Annotated in this window: 12 protein-coding genes; 7 read left to right on the forward strand and 5 right to left on the reverse strand. The window is 71.9% G+C overall.

Going from position 1 to position 15,771, the window contains the following annotated elements; translation table 11 throughout:
• Positions 1 to 3: 3 nt before the first annotated feature.
• Complete coding sequence (locus tag ACFPYL_RS22820; protein WP_379160026.1) at positions 4 to 897, forward strand: hypothetical protein; 894 nt, start codon at positions 4 to 6, stop codon at positions 895 to 897.
• Between the two features lie 99 nt (positions 898 to 996).
• Here ACFPYL_RS22820 and ACFPYL_RS22825 read toward each other — a convergent pair whose 3' ends face one another.
• Positions 997 to 1,821 carry a thioesterase family protein gene (locus ACFPYL_RS22825; protein ID WP_379160029.1) on the reverse strand — a complete coding sequence of 275 codons (825 nt, stop codon included), beginning with the start codon at positions 1,819 to 1,821 and terminating at the stop codon, positions 997 to 999.
• A gap of 42 nt (positions 1,822 to 1,863) precedes the next feature.
• On the opposite strand from ACFPYL_RS22825, the gene ACFPYL_RS22830 reads away from it, so the two are divergent.
• From ACFPYL_RS22830 to ACFPYL_RS22845, 4 genes are read left to right on the forward strand one after another with little or no spacing between them, the layout of a single operon-like run.
• The gene (locus ACFPYL_RS22830) at positions 1,864 to 2,217 is read left to right on the forward strand and encodes a YidH family protein (RefSeq protein WP_379160032.1); all 354 of its coding nucleotides are present in this window, start codon (positions 1,864 to 1,866) and stop codon (positions 2,215 to 2,217) included.
• Positions 2,214 to 3,638 carry a hypothetical protein gene (locus ACFPYL_RS22835; RefSeq protein WP_379160035.1) on the forward strand — a complete coding sequence of 475 codons (1,425 nt, stop codon included), beginning with the start codon at positions 2,214 to 2,216 and terminating at the stop codon, positions 3,636 to 3,638. The genes ACFPYL_RS22830 and ACFPYL_RS22835 overlap by 4 nt, the downstream gene beginning before the upstream one ends.
• Complete coding sequence (locus ACFPYL_RS22840; RefSeq protein WP_379160038.1) at positions 3,635 to 4,522, forward strand: phosphatase PAP2 family protein; 888 nt, start codon at positions 3,635 to 3,637, stop codon at positions 4,520 to 4,522. The genes ACFPYL_RS22835 and ACFPYL_RS22840 overlap by 4 nt, the downstream gene beginning before the upstream one ends.
• A gap of 36 nt (positions 4,523 to 4,558) precedes the next feature.
• Positions 4,559 to 4,729 carry a hypothetical protein gene (locus tag ACFPYL_RS22845; RefSeq protein WP_379160041.1) on the forward strand — a complete coding sequence of 57 codons (171 nt, stop codon included), beginning with the start codon at positions 4,559 to 4,561 and terminating at the stop codon, positions 4,727 to 4,729.
• Here the strand turns inward: ACFPYL_RS22845 and ACFPYL_RS22850 are convergent.
• Positions 4,726 to 6,234 (reverse strand): acyl-CoA synthetase, encoded by a 1,509-nt coding sequence (locus ACFPYL_RS22850; protein WP_379160044.1) that lies wholly within the window; start codon positions 6,232 to 6,234, stop codon positions 4,726 to 4,728. The genes ACFPYL_RS22845 and ACFPYL_RS22850 overlap by 4 nt on opposite strands.
• 167 nt (positions 6,235 to 6,401) lie before the next feature.
• On the opposite strand from ACFPYL_RS22850, the gene ACFPYL_RS22855 reads away from it, so the two are divergent.
• Positions 6,402 to 8,549, forward strand: coding sequence for an MMPL family transporter (locus ACFPYL_RS22855; protein ID WP_379160047.1), 2,148 nt, complete (start codon positions 6,402 to 6,404; stop codon positions 8,547 to 8,549).
• Between the two features lie 7 nt (positions 8,550 to 8,556).
• Here the strand turns inward: ACFPYL_RS22855 and ACFPYL_RS22860 are convergent, their stop codons facing one another.
• Entirely contained in the window at positions 8,557 to 9,552 is a 996-nt protein-coding gene (locus tag ACFPYL_RS22860) for a hypothetical protein (RefSeq protein WP_379160050.1), read from the reverse strand.
• A 294-nt stretch (positions 9,553 to 9,846) separates the two neighbouring features.
• Between ACFPYL_RS22860 and ACFPYL_RS22865 the strand changes: the two genes are divergently transcribed.
• The gene (locus ACFPYL_RS22865; RefSeq protein ID WP_379160053.1) at positions 9,847 to 12,381 is read left to right on the forward strand and encodes a bifunctional FO biosynthesis protein CofGH; all 2,535 of its coding nucleotides are present in this window, start codon (positions 9,847 to 9,849) and stop codon (positions 12,379 to 12,381) included.
• On the opposite strand, the gene ACFPYL_RS22870 is transcribed toward ACFPYL_RS22865, so the two are convergent.
• Both ACFPYL_RS22870 and ACFPYL_RS22875 read right to left on the reverse strand, forming a co-directional pair.
• Entirely contained in the window at positions 12,378 to 13,406 is a 1,029-nt protein-coding gene (locus ACFPYL_RS22870; RefSeq protein WP_379160056.1) for an acetate/propionate family kinase, read from the reverse strand. The two genes, ACFPYL_RS22865 and ACFPYL_RS22870, sit on opposite strands and share 4 nt — an antisense overlap.
• A gap of 1 nt (position 13,407) precedes the next feature.
• Complete coding sequence (locus ACFPYL_RS22875; protein WP_379160059.1) at positions 13,408 to 15,753, reverse strand: phosphoketolase family protein; 2,346 nt, start codon at positions 15,751 to 15,753, stop codon at positions 13,408 to 13,410.
• Between the last annotated feature and the right edge of the window lie 18 nt (positions 15,754 to 15,771).

Consider the following 15,771-nt stretch of genomic DNA (forward strand, 5'->3'; position numbering starts at 1 on the left):
CGGGTGCACCTCACCCGCACGCCCGACCTGACCGCGGAGGTCGACGCCCTGGTGGCGCGCCACGGCGGACGCGTCGGTCTCGACGCCGTGCCGCTCGACCGACGCCTGCGGCGCACGCTCGCGCCGTGCCTGTCGCTGCACCGGGCGTGGACGTGGGACCGCCGCGACCGCACGGACCCCGAGTGGTGGCCGCAGGGCATCGCGGTCTCGCCGGACCGCGCGCGGGTGGCGACCACCTGGTACGCCAAGGGCGGCGGCGCCCGGCTGTCCCTCCTCGACCTGCGGCGGCGTCGCTACCAGCACGTCACGCTGGTCGTCCCGACCCCGGACGGCCACGAGCCGCTTCGGATCCACGCCGGCGGCCTCGCCTGGCACGCCGGTCGCCTGTACGTCGCGGCCACGCGGGCGGGCCTGTGGGTCTGCGACCCGGCGGACGTCGTACGCACCCCCGACGGGGAGCACCTCCTGCCCGTCCTCCACCAGCTGGTGCCCGAGGACCAGGCCGACGAGCAGCTGCGGTTCTCCTTCGTCACCGTCGACGACGCGACCGACCCGCCGAGCCTCGTCGTCGGGGAGTACGGCGGCCGCAGCCAGACCCGGCGGATGGCCGAGATGCCGATCGACGGCGGCCCGGCCACGGTGGTCGCCCACGACGTGCTCCGCGCCCAGGGCGTCGCCCGGATCGACGGGCGCCTCTACGTCTCCTCGTCGAACGGTCCACGCGGCCTCGGCTCGATCTGGTCCGGCACCCCCGGGGCCCTCCGCGAGCACCGGCGCCGGCTGCCGATGGGACCCGAGGACCTGGCGTACGACGCGGTCTCCGGCCGCCTGTGGACCGTCACCGAGCACCCGGGACGCCGCTGGGTCGTGTCGGTGCGGCGTTCGTCGTTCGACTGATCCTCCAGTGGTGGTTTCGAGGCTCGTCGCTGGCGCTCCTCACACCTCAACCACCGAGTCGGTGGTTGAGGTGCGAGCGGAACGAGCCTCGACACCACCTCAGGCGATCGGCCGCGGCTGACGGGCGAGCTGGCGGCTCTGGGCGACCAGGCGGCCGGTCGAGTCCCAGACCTCGCAGTCCTCCTCGAACATCCCGCCGGCCATGTTGCGCGTCGCGTGCCGGACCTTGAGCCAACCGGGAGCGGGCTTGGCACGGACGTGCGCGGTCAGCTCGAGCGTCGGGGCCCAGCCCATCATCCCGAGGTCGAAGGTCACCGGGGGCAGTGCGTCGAGGACCATCAGCAGCGTGACCGGGTCGGGCTCGCGGCCGTCGGCGAGCCGGAACCATGCCGAGATCTCGCCCTTGCCACTCGGCTGCCCGACGGCCCAGCCGACGTGGTCGGGGTGGAAGCGCATGTCGAAACGCCCCATCATCGGCGCCATCGTGAGGATCTCCTCGGGCGCCAGGGTGTTGGCGACGCACTCGTCGGGCGGCGGTAGGAACGGCTCCTCCGCGGTGGTCCGGACGTCGTCGCCGAGACGGTCCAGGTCGCCGTACGTCGCGAGCGCGGCGATCCGCGTCTCGCCACCCGGTCCCCCCGGCTGGCGCAGCTCGACGGACGCGGTCGCGACGCTGCCGCCCTCACGGCGCACGTCGACCGCGACCTCGGCCGGACCCGGGGTCCCGGCCGAGAGGTAGTAGGCCGACACGGCCAGCGGGTCCGGCTTCGTCGGGAAGGTCTCGCGCAGCGCCGTACCGATCACGGCGAGCAGGTAGCCACCGTTGACGCCACCCCCGACGACCCACCCGGCGGCGAGCTCGGCGGCGTACGTGCCGTCGCCGTTCGGGTGGACCGCGGTCTGCGTGTCGAACTCGTAGGTCACGTCCGCGAGCCTAGGCGGCCCTACATACGGAAGGATGGGGGCATGACGCAACGTCGGCCGCACTGGGTCTACGACGCCGGGCAGGAGCCCGACCCCCGCTACACCCTTGCCAACGAGCGCACCTTCCTGGCCTGGGTGCGCACCGCGCTGGCGATGCTCGCCGGCGGCGTCGCGCTGCACGCCCTCGGCCTGCCCGACACCACCTGGGTGCGCAACGTGCTGGCCGTCCTGCTGGTCCTGCTGGGCGGGCTCGTCACGCTGTTCGCGATGGTGCGCTGGGCCCGCGTGGAGCGGGCGATGCGCACCGACGCACCCCTCCCGGCGTTCAACCTGGGCTTCCTGCTGACCGGCGCCGTGCTCGTCGGAGCGGTCCTGCTCGCCTTCTCCTTCGCGTGAGTCCGCGCGTCCAGGTCGGCCTGCTGGCGACCGCGGCCGGACTCGGCGCGGTCCCGTTCGCGGGTCGCCCGCTGAGCCCCGACGAGGGCGGCCTGCTGCTGCTCGCCGGCCAGTGGTCGCCGGGGTCGTCGCTCTACGGCGACTACTTCGTCGACCGCCCTCCGGGCCTGATCGCCCTGGCCGCGCTCGCGGACGCCGCGGGTGGCGGGTGGGCCAGCAGTGGACTGGCACTGCGTGTGCTGGGCGTCGCGGCGATCGTCGTCACCGTGCTGCTGAGCGGCCTGCTCGGCCGGCTCGCCGCGCCCGACCAGCCGTCGGCCCCTGCCCTGACAGCGGCGACCGCCGCGCTGCTCACCACGACTCCGCTCTTCGGCGGCACGGTCGTCAACGGCGAGCTGCTCGGACTGCCCTTCCTGCTCGGCGGCTGCGCCTGCGTGGTCGCCGCCAGCACGGCGGAACGCTGGCTCCTGTGGGGACTGCTCGGCGGCGTCCTCGGCGCCGGTGGCGCACTGGTGAAGCAGAGCCTGCTCGACGTCTTCGTGCTCGCCGTCGTGCTGCTGGTGGCGAGGCGGCGCTTCGGCGCCCTCGGCGCGGTGGCGGGCGGGGCGCTGGCGACGGTCGCGGTGGCCGTGGCGGCCGCCGCCCTCCGGGGGACCGCGCCGGGTGAGCTCTGGGACGCGGTCGTGGTGTTCCGTCGGGAAGCGGCAGCGGTCATCGCCGCCTCGGCGACGGGGTCGACGACCACCCGGCTCGGCGGCATGCTCCTGGCGCTGGTCGCCACGGGCGCACCTCTCCTCGCGATCGCCCTGGCCCGTCGGGCGCGCGGGTCCTGGCTGTGGTGGCCCGCCCTGGCCGTGCTCGCCTGGGAGCTCTTCGTCGTCCTCGGCGGCGGCAGCTACTGGCTGCACTACCTGATGGGGCTGGTGCCCGGACTCGTCCTGCTCACGGCCGCCGCCGCCCAACGGATGGGCCAGCAGGGCGCTCGCCCCGGGCGTCTCCTCGCCGCGGCGTACGCCGTCGTCGCGGGCTCGACCGTCGTCGCCCTGCTCTGGGTCGCGTTGCACCCGATCGAGCGGCCCGAGGAGCCGGCGATCGCCTGGCTCGACGACCACGTGCGGCCCGGCGACACGGCGGTGGTCGCCTTCGGCGGCCCGAACATCCTCCAGGCGACCGGGATGCGCAGCCCCTACCCCGACCTCTGGAGCCTGCCGGTCCGCGTGCACGACCCGCACCTGGACGACCTCTCGGCGCTGCTCGCCGGCGCCGACCGGCCGACCTGGGTCGTCGTCGCCGGGAAGTCCCTCGGCTCCTGGGGCATCGACGCGTCGGTCGCCAACGGCGTCCTCGCCGATCACTACGATCTGCGGGCCACGACGGACGACTGGACGATCTACCAGGCCAGCAACGAGGAGAGCGAGTGACGCGCAGGAACGCGATGGCGGCGTACGCCGTCGTGCTGCTGGCGTGGTGCTGGTTCGTCGGGATCCCCAACGACCCGGCCGGCGTGATCCTCTGGATCTGGGTCGGCACGATCGCCTGGTACGTCGAGGAGCCGCGGCCGTACCTCGACTTCTGGCGCGACTGGTGGAAGCCGCTGCTGCTGATGGTCGGCTACTGGCTCGGCCGAGGCCTGGCCGACGAGATCGGCGTAGCACCGCACTACTCGATGCCGATCCGCGTCGACGAGTGGCTCGGTCTCGGCACCGCTCCGACCGTGCGCCTGCAGCACGCGTGGTGCGGCGACCCGTGCCTCAGGACCCTGCCGCCGCACTGGTACGACGCCGTCCTGACCACCGTCTACGCCTCGCACTTCCTGGTCGCGCTGGTGCTGGCCGGCGTGCTGTGGGTCCGGAACCGCGACGAGTGGGTGCGCTGGCTGCGGCGCTACATCACGCTGTTGTACGCCGGGCTCGCGATCTACGTCGCCTACCCGATGGCGCCGCCGTGGATGGCGTCGCGCGACGGCTACCTGCCCGAGGTGCACCGGATCACCAGCCGCGGCTGGTCCGGGCTCGAGGTGGGCGGCTTCGACCTGCACCGCCAGACGATGATCATGTGGGGCATGGCCAACAAGGTCGCCGCGATGCCGTCGCTGCACTGCGGGATCGCCTGCCTGGTGGCGCTCTACGGCATCTCGCGGCTCCGGTCGGCCTGGCGCTGGCTGCTGCTCCTCTACCCCCTCGCCATGGCCCTCGCGCTGACCTACTTCGCCGAGCACTACGTGGTCGACGCGATCGCGGGCTGCCTGCTCGCCGGCCTGGTGATGGTCGGCGTTTCGGCGTGGGAGCGGCGGCGGGCGGCGTAGTCTCTGGCCTCCAGCACCTACTCGGGGGAGTCGCACATGTTCTGGACGATCACGATCATCGTCGTGGTGGCGTTCGTCGCCACCGTCAGCTGGCTCGGCCGCCCACGCGGCACGGCCAAGGACCGGGGCGGCGCCGCCGTCGGCCACGACGCCCGGCGCGCCAAGTGGAAGGCCCAGGGCCAGGTCGGCAACTACGACAACCACTAGCCCCCGGCGTACTCCTCGCGCAGCTTGCCCTTGACCATCTTGCCGGTGGGCGTGCGCGGCAGCTCGTCGCGGAAGTGGAACTCCTTCGGCACCTTGAAGTGGGCGATGTGCTCGCGGGCGTACGCCGTGAGCTCGTCGGCGAGCGCAGGGGTCGGCTCGACCGGTGCGGCGACCTCCACGAACGCCACCACCCGCTCCCCCATCTCGTCGTCGGGGACGCCGATCACGGCGATGTCGGTGACGGCCGGGTGCAGGCTGAAGAGGTCCTCGATCTCCTGCGGGTAGATGTTCACCCCGCCGGAGATGATCATGAACGCCTTGCGGTCGGTGAGGAAGAGGTAGCCGTCCTCGTCGAGGTAGCCGAGGTCGCCGACGGTCGTCCAGCTCTCGTGCTCGGGATGCTGTGTGGAGGCCGTCCGCTCCGGGTCGTTGTGGTAGCTGAAGCTGCGCTCCTCGCGCTCGAAGTAGACGGTGCCGACCTCGCCCGGCCCGAGGAGGCTGCCGTCGTCGCCGCAGATCCGGATCACGCCCATCAGCGCGGTGCCGACCGAGCCGGGCTTCTCCAGCCAGGACTGCGAGTCGATGAAGGTCGCGCCGTTGGACTCGGTGGAGGCGTAGTACTCGTGGATGATCGGGCCGAACCACTCGATCATCCGGCGCTTCACGTCCACCGGGCACGGAGCGGCCGCGTGCACGACGGTCCGCAGCGAGCTCACGTCGTACGACGTCCGGACCTCGTCGGGCAGCTTGAGCATCCGCACGAACATCGTCGGGACCATCTGGGTGTGGGTGACCCGGTAGCGCTCGACCGCCCGCAGGGCGCCCTCCGCTTCGAACTTCTCCATCATCACCAGGGTGCCGCCGAGCGCGTGGATGACGCCACCGAAGCGCAGTGGCGCCGCGTGGTAGACCGGCGCGGGCGAGAGGTAGACGGTCTCCTCGTCGAAGCCGTAGAGCGTCCCGAAGACCATCGGGTAGACGTACCCCGGCTCGTCGACGGCGATCTGCGGCAGCGGCGGCTTGATCCCCTTCGGCCGCCCTGTCGTGCCCGAGGAGTAGAGCAGGTCGTCGCCGTGCGGCTGCTCCGCCAGGGGCTCGGCGCTCGCCGCGGCCAACGCGTCCTCGTAGTCGCCCTCGAAGGTCAGCACGGTCGGTACGTCGACGTCCAGGGCCTCCGCCAGCTCGACCTTGGCGGGTGACACGAGCAGCGCCTTCGCGCCGCAGTCGCGCACGATGTAGGAGACCTCCTCGGCCGACAGGTTGTGGTTGACCGCGGTGATGTAGAGGCCGGACCGCAGGGCTGCCCAGTAGACCTCGTAGGCCTCGGGCCGGTTGTCGGAGAGCAGCGCCACGACGTCGCCGACGCCGAGACCGGCGTCCTGCAGGACGTGGGCCAGGCGCAGGCTCCGCCCGTCGAGCTCGGCGTAGGTCAGCGTCCGGCCGGAACCGGCCATCACCAGGGCGGGCTTGTCGGGCGTCCGAGCCGCCCAGGTGCCGGGATACATGTGCCGAACGTACCCGCGGTGGGCTCCACCGGAATAGGGACGACGGTCGTCGGATGAGTTCGGGCGCAAGCGCCGGTCTGACTGCCGTCCGGACTCCCCCGTGATGACCATCCGGACTAGGGGAAAACCCCGATGCCACTGTCCCCGCCCTCTGAAAGAGTTCTCCCATGCACCGTCAGATCGCCGGCAAGCTCACCGGACCCGTGACCAAGTGGATCGTCCTCGTGGGCGTCCTCGTGCTCCTCGGCATCTTCGGCTCCCTCGCCGGCAAGCTGACCAGCGTCCAGAACAACGAGGCCGAGTCGTGGCTCCCCCAGAGCGCCGAGTCGACCCAGGCGATCAAGCGCCTCGAGGCGTTCCAGGACCCGAACGACCTGGTGACGACCGTCGTCTACTACCGGGAGTCCGGCCTCACTGACGAGGACCTCGCCGCGATCGAGACCGACGCCACCGAGATCGCGAAGATCGAGGGCGTCTCGAACGTCATCACCCCGCAGGGCGCCCAGACGGCGGGCATCCCGGCGCCGTACGTCTCCGAGGACGGTCAGGTCGCCAAGCTCGACTTCACCATCAACCGCGGCGACGCGCTCTGGGAGGACATGCCCGACGTCGCCGACGAGATCCGCGACATCACCGCGATCGACGGCGTCGAGGTCTACGTCGCCGGCGCCGGCGGCACGACCGCCGACCAGGCCGCCGCCTTCGCCGGCATGGACGGCCGGCTGCTCCTGATCACGCTGTGCGCGGTGGTCCTCATCCTGCTCGTGAGCTACCGCAGCCCGATCCTGTGGGCGCTGCCGATCTTCTGCGCCGTCGTGAGCCTCGGCATCGCGATGGGCGTGCTCTACCTGCTGGCCAAGTACGCCGACATGACCATCAACGGTCAGACCCAGTTCATCATGACCGTGCTGGTGATCGGCGCCGGCACGGACTACGCCCTGCTGCTCGTCGCCCGATATCGAGAAGAGCTCCGCCGCCACGAGGACCGGCACGAGGCGATGGCGTTCGCGCTGCACCGCGCCGCACCGGCCATCTTCGCCAGCGCCTCGACGGTCGTCGTCGGCCTGCTCTGCCTGATGTTCGCCGAGCTCAACTCGACCGCCGGGCTCGGCCCGGCCAACGCCGTCGCGGTGGCCGTCACCTTCCTCGTGATGGTGACCCTGCTGCCTGCGCTCCTGGTGATCTGCGGCCGCTGGGTGTTCTGGCCGTTCATCCCGCGGTTCGGCACCGCGGAGCCCACCGAGTCCGGGTTCTGGGCCCGCACCGGCAACCGGATCGCACCGCGGCCGCGCAAGGTCTGGATCTTCACGACCATCGCCCTGCTGGTGGTCGCGCTCGGCGCCCTGCGGCTCGACACCTCGGGCATCCCCAACGACGAGACCTACGTCGCCGGCCACGACGTCGAGTCGGTCGCGGGCAACGAGCTCCTGGTCGAGCACGGCCTCGTCGACGCGAGCTCCCCGATCCAGATCGTGGCCGACACCGACCAGGCGGACGCAGTGGTCGGCGCCATGGACGGGATCGAGGGCATCCAGCAGGCGACCGTGGTCGCCGAGCAGGACGGCACCTCGCTGATCCTGGCCAACCTCACCGCCGACCCGCTCGACGACCAGTCGATCGAGGCCGTCCACGAGGTCCGCGACGCCGTGCACTCGGTCGACGGCGCCCACGCCCAGGTGGGCGGTTGGACCGCGGTCACGATCGACATCGAGGAGGCCTCGTCGCGCGACAACAAGGTCGTCATCCCGATCATGCTGATCGCGGTGATGCTGATCCTGATGGGCCTGCTCCGGGCACTGACCTCACCGCTGATCCTGATCGGCACGGTGATCCTGTCGTTCGGCGCCGCGCTCGGCCTCTCGGGGTTGGTCTTCGACCTGGTCTACGACCGGCCGCACACGGATCCGGGCTTCCCGCTCTATGCGTTCGTCTTCCTGGTCGCGCTCGGCATCGACTACAACATCTTCCTGATGACCCGGGTGCGGGAGGAGACCGTCACCAAGGGGACCCGGCGTGGGTCGCTGATCGCGCTGGCCTCGACCGGCGGCGTGATCACCGCGGCCGGCATCGTGCTCGCGGCGACCTTCGGGGCGCTGGCGACGATGCCGCTCACGTTCGCGCTCCAGATCGGCACCGCCATCGCCCTGGGCGTGCTGCTCGACACGATGATCGTGCGCTCGGTGCTGGTGACGGCGATCAACCTGGACCTCGGCGGGAAGATCTGGTGGCCCCACGCGCTGGACCGCAAGCCCCCGGTGGTGCCGCCGGAGGACACCTCCGACCCGGCACCCGAGCCGGAGTCCGTCACCGTCTGAGAGCGGCTCAGGAGCGGCGGGTCTCGCCCCAGACCACGCCCAGCGCGAGCATCGAGCTCACGTTGTAGTGCTCCATCGCCTCGGCGACGCGGCGGCGTCCGGTGCGCTCGGAGATCCCGAGCACCCGCGACGCCGCCTCGAGCGTCGCGCCACCGTTCATCAGGGTGAGCAGCGAGTCCCACGCGGCCGACCCGGCGCGCACCGGCACCGCGCGGTCCCACAGCTGCTCGAAGAGCCAGCTCGCCATCCCGGCGACCGAGCGGCTGCGGACCGCGACCACGGAGGTCGGCCAGGCCTCGCCCCAGACCAGCGGCAGGGCCACGGTGGTGTCGTCGGTGACCCAGAACCACCCGGGCGGCCGCTCCATCAGCCGGATCTCCACACCGCCCGCGAGCTCCTCGTCGATCCGCTGCTGGGCCGCGGGGTGCACGCCGTCCGCGATCGAGGCGAGCACCCGGGCGCGCCGCCCCGGCCCCCGGCTGGCCTCGTGCCACACGCGCTGCATCGCGGGGTCGGCCACGTAGAGCCGGGCCGCGTCGGGGAGCACCACGTCGGTACGACGGGCCGACTCGCGACCCTGCCGGAGGTGCCAGAGGTCGACGACCGCCTCGGGGCCGTGGAAGACCTCGACGTCGAAGAGATGGGCGTCGCCGGCGCCAGTCTCCCACTCCCGGGCGAGCACGGGCAGCTGGCCGACCAGCTCGGCGAGGTCGGCGAGCCGGCGGAGCATGTCCGCTCCCAGGTCACCGGCGCGACGGCGTACGACCTCGGCAACGACCTCCTCGGGCGCCGAGTAGCCGATCCGGTCCCCCCGCAGCTCGACGAAGCCCTCCTCCTGGAGCAGCTCCAGGTCCTGGCGGACCTCGGTCTCGTCACGCATGGCGAGCGCCGCCAGCTCGGCGACGGAGTCGACACGGGAGCGGAGACCGACACGGAGCAGGTCCAGCGCAGACGGCTGTGGCTCGCGGGATGGGGGCACGCGCGAGCCGGCATCCGAGAACACCGCGTGATCGTCGCATGCCTCAGCACAACAGCCGTCACCGCGCGCGGCGTGTCCGTCGGCGGCCATGGCAAGAATCGGACAGTCCGATCTCTGCCATGGCCGGTTTCGGACACGCGTACGGGCCGGCGATGGCGCAGTATTCCGGACACAAGGCGCTCTCGATGAAGGGCGAGCCGGCCTCCGGGTCGGTCGCCGCTCGCCACGCCGGCACGGTCGGGGGACTCGGCTCGGCGTGGCGTGCGTCACTGGCCAGGGGAACATGGGGCCCTGGCCGGTGACGCTAGCCTGACGGAGATGAACGAGCAGCCCACGCCCCAGCAGGTACGTCGGGCGCTGGCGCGCGCCGAGCGCGGTGCCGCTCTCGACGTCGACGAGGCCACGGTCCTCCTGGCCGCCACCGGTGCCGACCTGGACCGCCTCACCGCGGCGGCCGCGAAGGTCCGCGACGCCGGCCTGGTCGCAGCAGGACGGCCGGGGGTCGTCACCTACTCCCCCAAGGTCTTCATCCCGGTCACCAAGCTGTGCCGCGACCGCTGCCACTACTGCACCTTCGTGGAGTCGCCGGGCCAGCTCGCGCGGGCCGGGCACGCGATGTTCCTGTCCCCGGACGAGATCCTCGAGATCGCCTCGCAGGGCGCCGCGATGGGCTGCCTGGAGGCGCTCTTCACCCTCGGCGACCGGCCCGAGGACCGCTGGCCCGAGGCACGCGCCTGGCTCGACGAGCAGGGCTACGACTCGACGCTCGCCTACGTCCGTGCGATGGCGGTGCGGGTGCTCGAGGAGACCGGGCTGCTGCCGCACCTCAACCCGGGCGTCATGTCGTGGGAGGAGCTGAACCGGCTCAAGCCGGTCTCCCCGTCGATGGGGATGATGCTCGAGACCACCTCGCGGCGGCTCTTCGAGACGAAGGGCGAGGCCCACTACGGCTCCCCCGACAAGGACCCCGACGTCCGGATGCGGGTGCTCGAGGACGCCGGCCGGCTCTCGATCCCCTTCACCACCGGCCTGCTGGTCGGCATCGGAGAGACGCTCACCGAGCGGGCCGAGACGATCTTCGCGCTGCGCCAGGTCTCCCGCGCCTTCGGCTCGGTCCAGGAGGTCATCGTCCAGAACTTCCGGGCCAAGCCCGACACCGCGATGCGGCACGCGGACGACCTCGCGCTCGACGACTACCGCGCCACGATCGCGGTCACCCGGATCGTGCTCGGCCCGAAGGCCCGGGTACAGGCACCACCCAACCTCGTCGACCTCGATGAGTGCCGGCTGCTGCTCGGTGCCGGTGTCGACGACTGGGGCGGCGTCTCGCCGCTCACGCCCGACCACGTGAACCCCGAGCGGCCCTGGCCCTCGGTCGAGCGGCTGCGCGAGATGACCGCGCAGTGCGGCTTCGACCTGCAGCCTCGGCTCACCGTGCACCCCGAGTACGTCCGCGCAGGCGAGCCGTGGCTCGACCCGCGGGTCTCGACCCACGTCGCAGCGCTGGCCACGGACGAGGGCCTGGCGCGCCCCGGCGTACGCCCGACCGGCCTGCCGTGGCAGGAACCCGACGGCGGGTTCGCCTCCGTCGGCCGCACCGACCTCTTCGAGGCGGTGGACTCCGAGGGTCGTACCGACGACCGGCGCTCCGACTTCGCGAACGTGTACGGCGACTGGGACGAGGTCAAGCACGCCGCGGACGCGGTGGTTGAGGTGCGAGGAGCCCCGGCGACGAGCCTCGAAACCACCACAACCGGCCTCGCCGCGCTCAAGGCCGCCGAGAAGGACCCGGGCAACCTGTCCGACGAGCACGCGCTGACGCTGATGACCGCGGAGGGCGACCTGCTCCGCGAGGTCTGCCGGCTGGCCGACGACCTCCGCAAGGAGACCGTCGGCGACGACGTGACCTACGTCGTCAACCGGAACATCAACTTCACCAACGTCTGCTACGTCGGCTGCCGGTTCTGCGCGTTCGCCCAGCGCCGTACCGACGCCGACGCCTACTCGCTCTCCCTGGACGAGGTCGCCGACCGCGCCGAGGAGGCATGGAACCTCGGCGCGACCGAGGTCTGCATGCAGGGCGGCATCGACCCCGAGCTGCCGGCGTCGGCGTACTTCGACCTGGCCTCCGCGGTCAAGCAACGGGTGCCGGACATGCACGTGCACGCGTTCTCGCCGATGGAGGTCGTCAACGGCACCGCTCGCACCGGCCTGTCGATCGAGGACTTCCTGATCAAGGCCCGCGAGGCCGGCCTCGGGTCGCTGCCGGGGACCGCCGCGGAGATCCTCGACGACGAGGTCCGCTGGGTGCTGACCAAGGGCAAGCTGCCCACCAAGACCTGGGTCGAGATCGTCTCGACCGCGCACCGCGTCGGCCTGCCGACGACCTCGACGATGATGTACGGCCACGTCGACCACCCGCGCCACTGGGTCGGCCACCTCAAGGTCCTCGCCCGCATCCAGGACGCGTCCCTCGAGGCCGGAGGCGCGAGCTTCACGGAGTTCGTGCCGCTGCCGTTCGTGCACACCAGCGCGCCGATCTACCTCGCCGGCGTGGCCCGCCCGGGCCCGACGCTGCGTGACAACCTGGCCGTGCACGCCATGGCCCGGATCATGCTGCACGGGCGGATCAGCAACATCCAGACGTCGTGGGTCAAGCTCGGTGTCGACGGCACCCGGGCGATGCTCCAGGCCGGCGCCAACGACGTCGGCGGCACCTTGATGGAGGAGACGATCTCCCGGATGGCCGGCTCCGAGCACGGCTCGGCGAAGACGGTCGCGGAGCTCGTCGAGATCGGCGCCGGCATCGACCGCCCGGTCCGCGAGCGCACCACGACGTACGGCGTGCGCTAACCCTCGAGCACAGCGCGCACCTGACGCTCGATCTCGAGGTCCTCGCGGGCGGTGACCACGAGGGTCGCGACGGTGCTGCCGGCCGCGGAGACGTCGACGTCCCCGCTCGCCTCCTCGTTCAGCAGCTCGTCGACGCCGAGTCCGAGGAACGCCAGGCCGCGCACCGCGTCCCGGCGTACCTCCGGCGCGTGCTCGCCGACGCCACCGGTGAAGACGAGGGCGTCGATGCCGCCCGCCGCTGCGGCCATGGCGCCGACGCCGCGCACCAGGGCGTGCACGTAGACCGCCAGCCCGGTGACGGCATCCTCCGAGCCGGCCGCGGCCGCGGCGCGCACCTCGCGCAGGTCCCCCGAGGTGCCCGTGAGCCCGGCCAGGCCGGACTCCCGGTCGAGGACCCGCTCGAGCTCGTCGGCCGGCACGCCGGCGCTCAGCAGGTGGAAGACGAGTCCCGGGTCGACCGAGCCCGACCTGGTCTGCATGACCAGTCCCTCCATCGGCGTCATGCCCATGGTGGTGTCGACGGAGCGGCCGCCCCGCACCGCGCACAGCGATGCCCCACCGCCGAGGTGGCAGGTCACGACGCGCAGCTCCTCGACGGGCCGACGGAGCAGGCGCGCGGCCCGGCGCGCGGCGTACGAGTGGGACAGCCCGTGGAAGCCGTAGCGGCGCAGCCCGTAGCGCTCGTTCCACTCCCGTGGCAGGGCGTACGTCGCGGCAGCGGGCGGCATGGTGGCGTGGAACGCGGTGTCGAAGCAGGCGACGACGGGCACGCCCGGGTGCCGGCCGAGCAGGTCGCGCGCGGCGTCCAGCGCCGGTGGGTTGTGCAGCGGCGCCAGGTCCGAGACCTCCGCGAGCTCGTCGAGCACCGACTCGTCGAGCCGCACGGCCGCCGTGCGCGGGCCGCCGTGCACGAAGCGCACGCCGATCGCGTCGTACGGACCGCCGTCGTCGGGCACCTCGTCACCGTCGCGCAGCAGCGAGACCTTGAGGCTGCTCGAGCCCGGGTTGACGACCAGGACGCGCACCTCAGGCGCCCGTCCACTCCCACTCGCGGATCTCGGGCAGGTCCTCGCCGACGGTGCGCACGTACTGGCGGTGCCTGATCAGGGCGTTCTTGAAACGTTCCCGCGCAGCGCCCGAGGTCGCGTGCAGCCGGGGCACCCGGTCGATGACGTCCATGGCGAGGTGGAAGCGGTCGACCTCGTTGAGCACCGTCATGTCGAACGGCGTCGTCGTGGTGCCCTCCTCCTTGTAGCCCCGGACGTGGATGTTGACGTGGTTGGTGCGGCGGTAGGTCAGCCGGTGGATCAGTGCCGGGTAGCCGTGGTAGGCGAAGATGACCGGCCGGTCGCGGGTGAACAACGCGTCGAAGTCGGCGTCGGAGAGACCGTGGGAGTGCTCCTTCTCGGGCTGGAGCCGCATCAGGTCGACGACGTTCACGACCCGAACCCGCAGGTCGGGCAGCTCCTCGCGGAGCAGCTGCACGGCCGCGAGCGTCTCCATCGTCGGGACGTCGCCGGCGCAGGCCATCACCACGTCCGGCTCGCCGTCGGCGTCGTTCGACGCCCAGTCCCAGATGCCGACGCCCTTGGTGCAGTGGACGATCGCATCTTCCATCGACAGGTACTGCACCGCCGGCTGCTTGCCCGCGACGATGACGTTGACGTAGTGCTTGGTGCGCAGGCAGTGGTCGCCGACGGAGAGCAGCGTGTTGGCGTCCGGCGGCAGGTAGACCCGCACCACGGTCGCCTTCTTGTTCACGACGTGGTCGATGAAGCCCGGGTCCTGGTGCGAGAACCCGTTGTGGTCCTGGCGCCACACGTGCGAGGTCAACAGGTAGTTGAGGGAGGCGACCGGACGCCGCCACGGGATGCGGCGGGTCGACTCCAGCCACTTCGCGTGCTGGTTGAACATCGAGTCGACGAGGTGGATGAACGCCTCGTAGCAGGAGAAGAGGCCGTGCCGGCCGGTGAGCAGGTAGCCCTCGAGCCAGCCCTGACAGGTGTGCTCGGACAGGATCTCCATGATCCGGCCGTCGGGCGCGAGGTGGTCGTCGTACTCCAGGACCTCGGCGTTCCAGGTGCGGTCCGTGACCTCCATGACGTCCTGCAACCGGTTGGAGCTGTTCTCGTCGGGCGAGAACAGCCGGAAGGTCTCCATGTTCTCGGCCATCACGTCCCGCAGGAAGTGGCCCAGCACGCGGGTCGCCTCGGCCGAACCCGTCCCGGGCTTGTCGACCGTCACGGCGTAGTCGCGGAAGTCGGGCATCCGGAGGTCCCGCAGCAGCAGCCCGCCGTTGGCACGCGGCGAGGCGCTCATCCGCAGGTCGCCCTCGGGGTGCAGCGCGGCCACGTCGGCCGCCGGCGCACCGGTCTGGTCGAAGAGGTCGTCGGGGTCGTAGCTGCGCAGCCACTCCTCCAGCACCTTCCGGTGCCCTTTGTCGCTCCGGGCGTTGGCGAAGGGCACCTGGTGCGAGCGCCAGTAGCCCTCCACCTTCAGGCCGTCGACCTCCTTCGGGCCGGTCCAGCCCTTCGGGGAGCGGAGCACGATCATCGGCCACGGCCGCCGCGGCACCGGCGCGGACGAGGCGCGCGCCTCGCCCTGGATGTCGGCGATCTCGTCGAGGCAGGATGCCAGGGCGCCCGAGAAGTCGGCGTGCATCTGCGCCGGGTCGGAGCCGGACACGACGTACGGCGCGTGGCCGTAGCCCCGCATCAGCGAGGTCAGCTCCTCCTCGGGGATCCGTGCGAGCACCGTCGGGTTGGCGATCTTGTAGCCGTTGAGGTGCAGGACCGGCAGCACGGCGCCGTCGCGTCGCGGGTCCACGAACTTGGTGCTGTGCCAGCTGGTCGCCAGGGGTCCGGTCTCGGCCTCGCCGTCGCCGACGACCGCCGCGACCACGAGGTCGGGGTTGTCGAACGCGGCGCCGTACGCGTGCGAGAGGGCGTAGCCCAGCTCCCCGCCCTCGTGGATGGACCCCGGGGTCTCCGGTGCCGCGTGGCTCGGGATGCCGCCGGGGAAGGAGAACTGCGTGAAGAGGCGGTGCAGCCCTCGCTCGTCGAGCCCGACGTTCGGGTAGACCTCGGAGTAGGTGCCTTCCAGGTACGACGACGCGACGACGCCCGGGCCGCCGTGACCGGGTCCGGTCACGAAGATCATCCGTTGCTGCCGCGCCATGATCGCCCGGTTGAGGTGGGCGTAGACGAAGTTCAGACCGGGCGTGGTGCCCCAGTGGCCGAGCAGCCTCGGCTTGACGTGCTCCTCGCGCAGCGGCTCGCGGAGCAGCGGGTTGTCCATCAGGTAGATCTGCCCGACGGAGAGGTAGTTGGCGGCACGCCACCACCGGTCGAGGGTCGCGAATTCCGGGTCCATGGCTCCACGGTCCCGCGA

Source organism: Nocardioides hankookensis (assembly GCF_042658885.1).
Classification (GTDB): domain Bacteria; phylum Actinomycetota; class Actinomycetes; order Propionibacteriales; family Nocardioidaceae; genus Nocardioides; species Nocardioides hankookensis.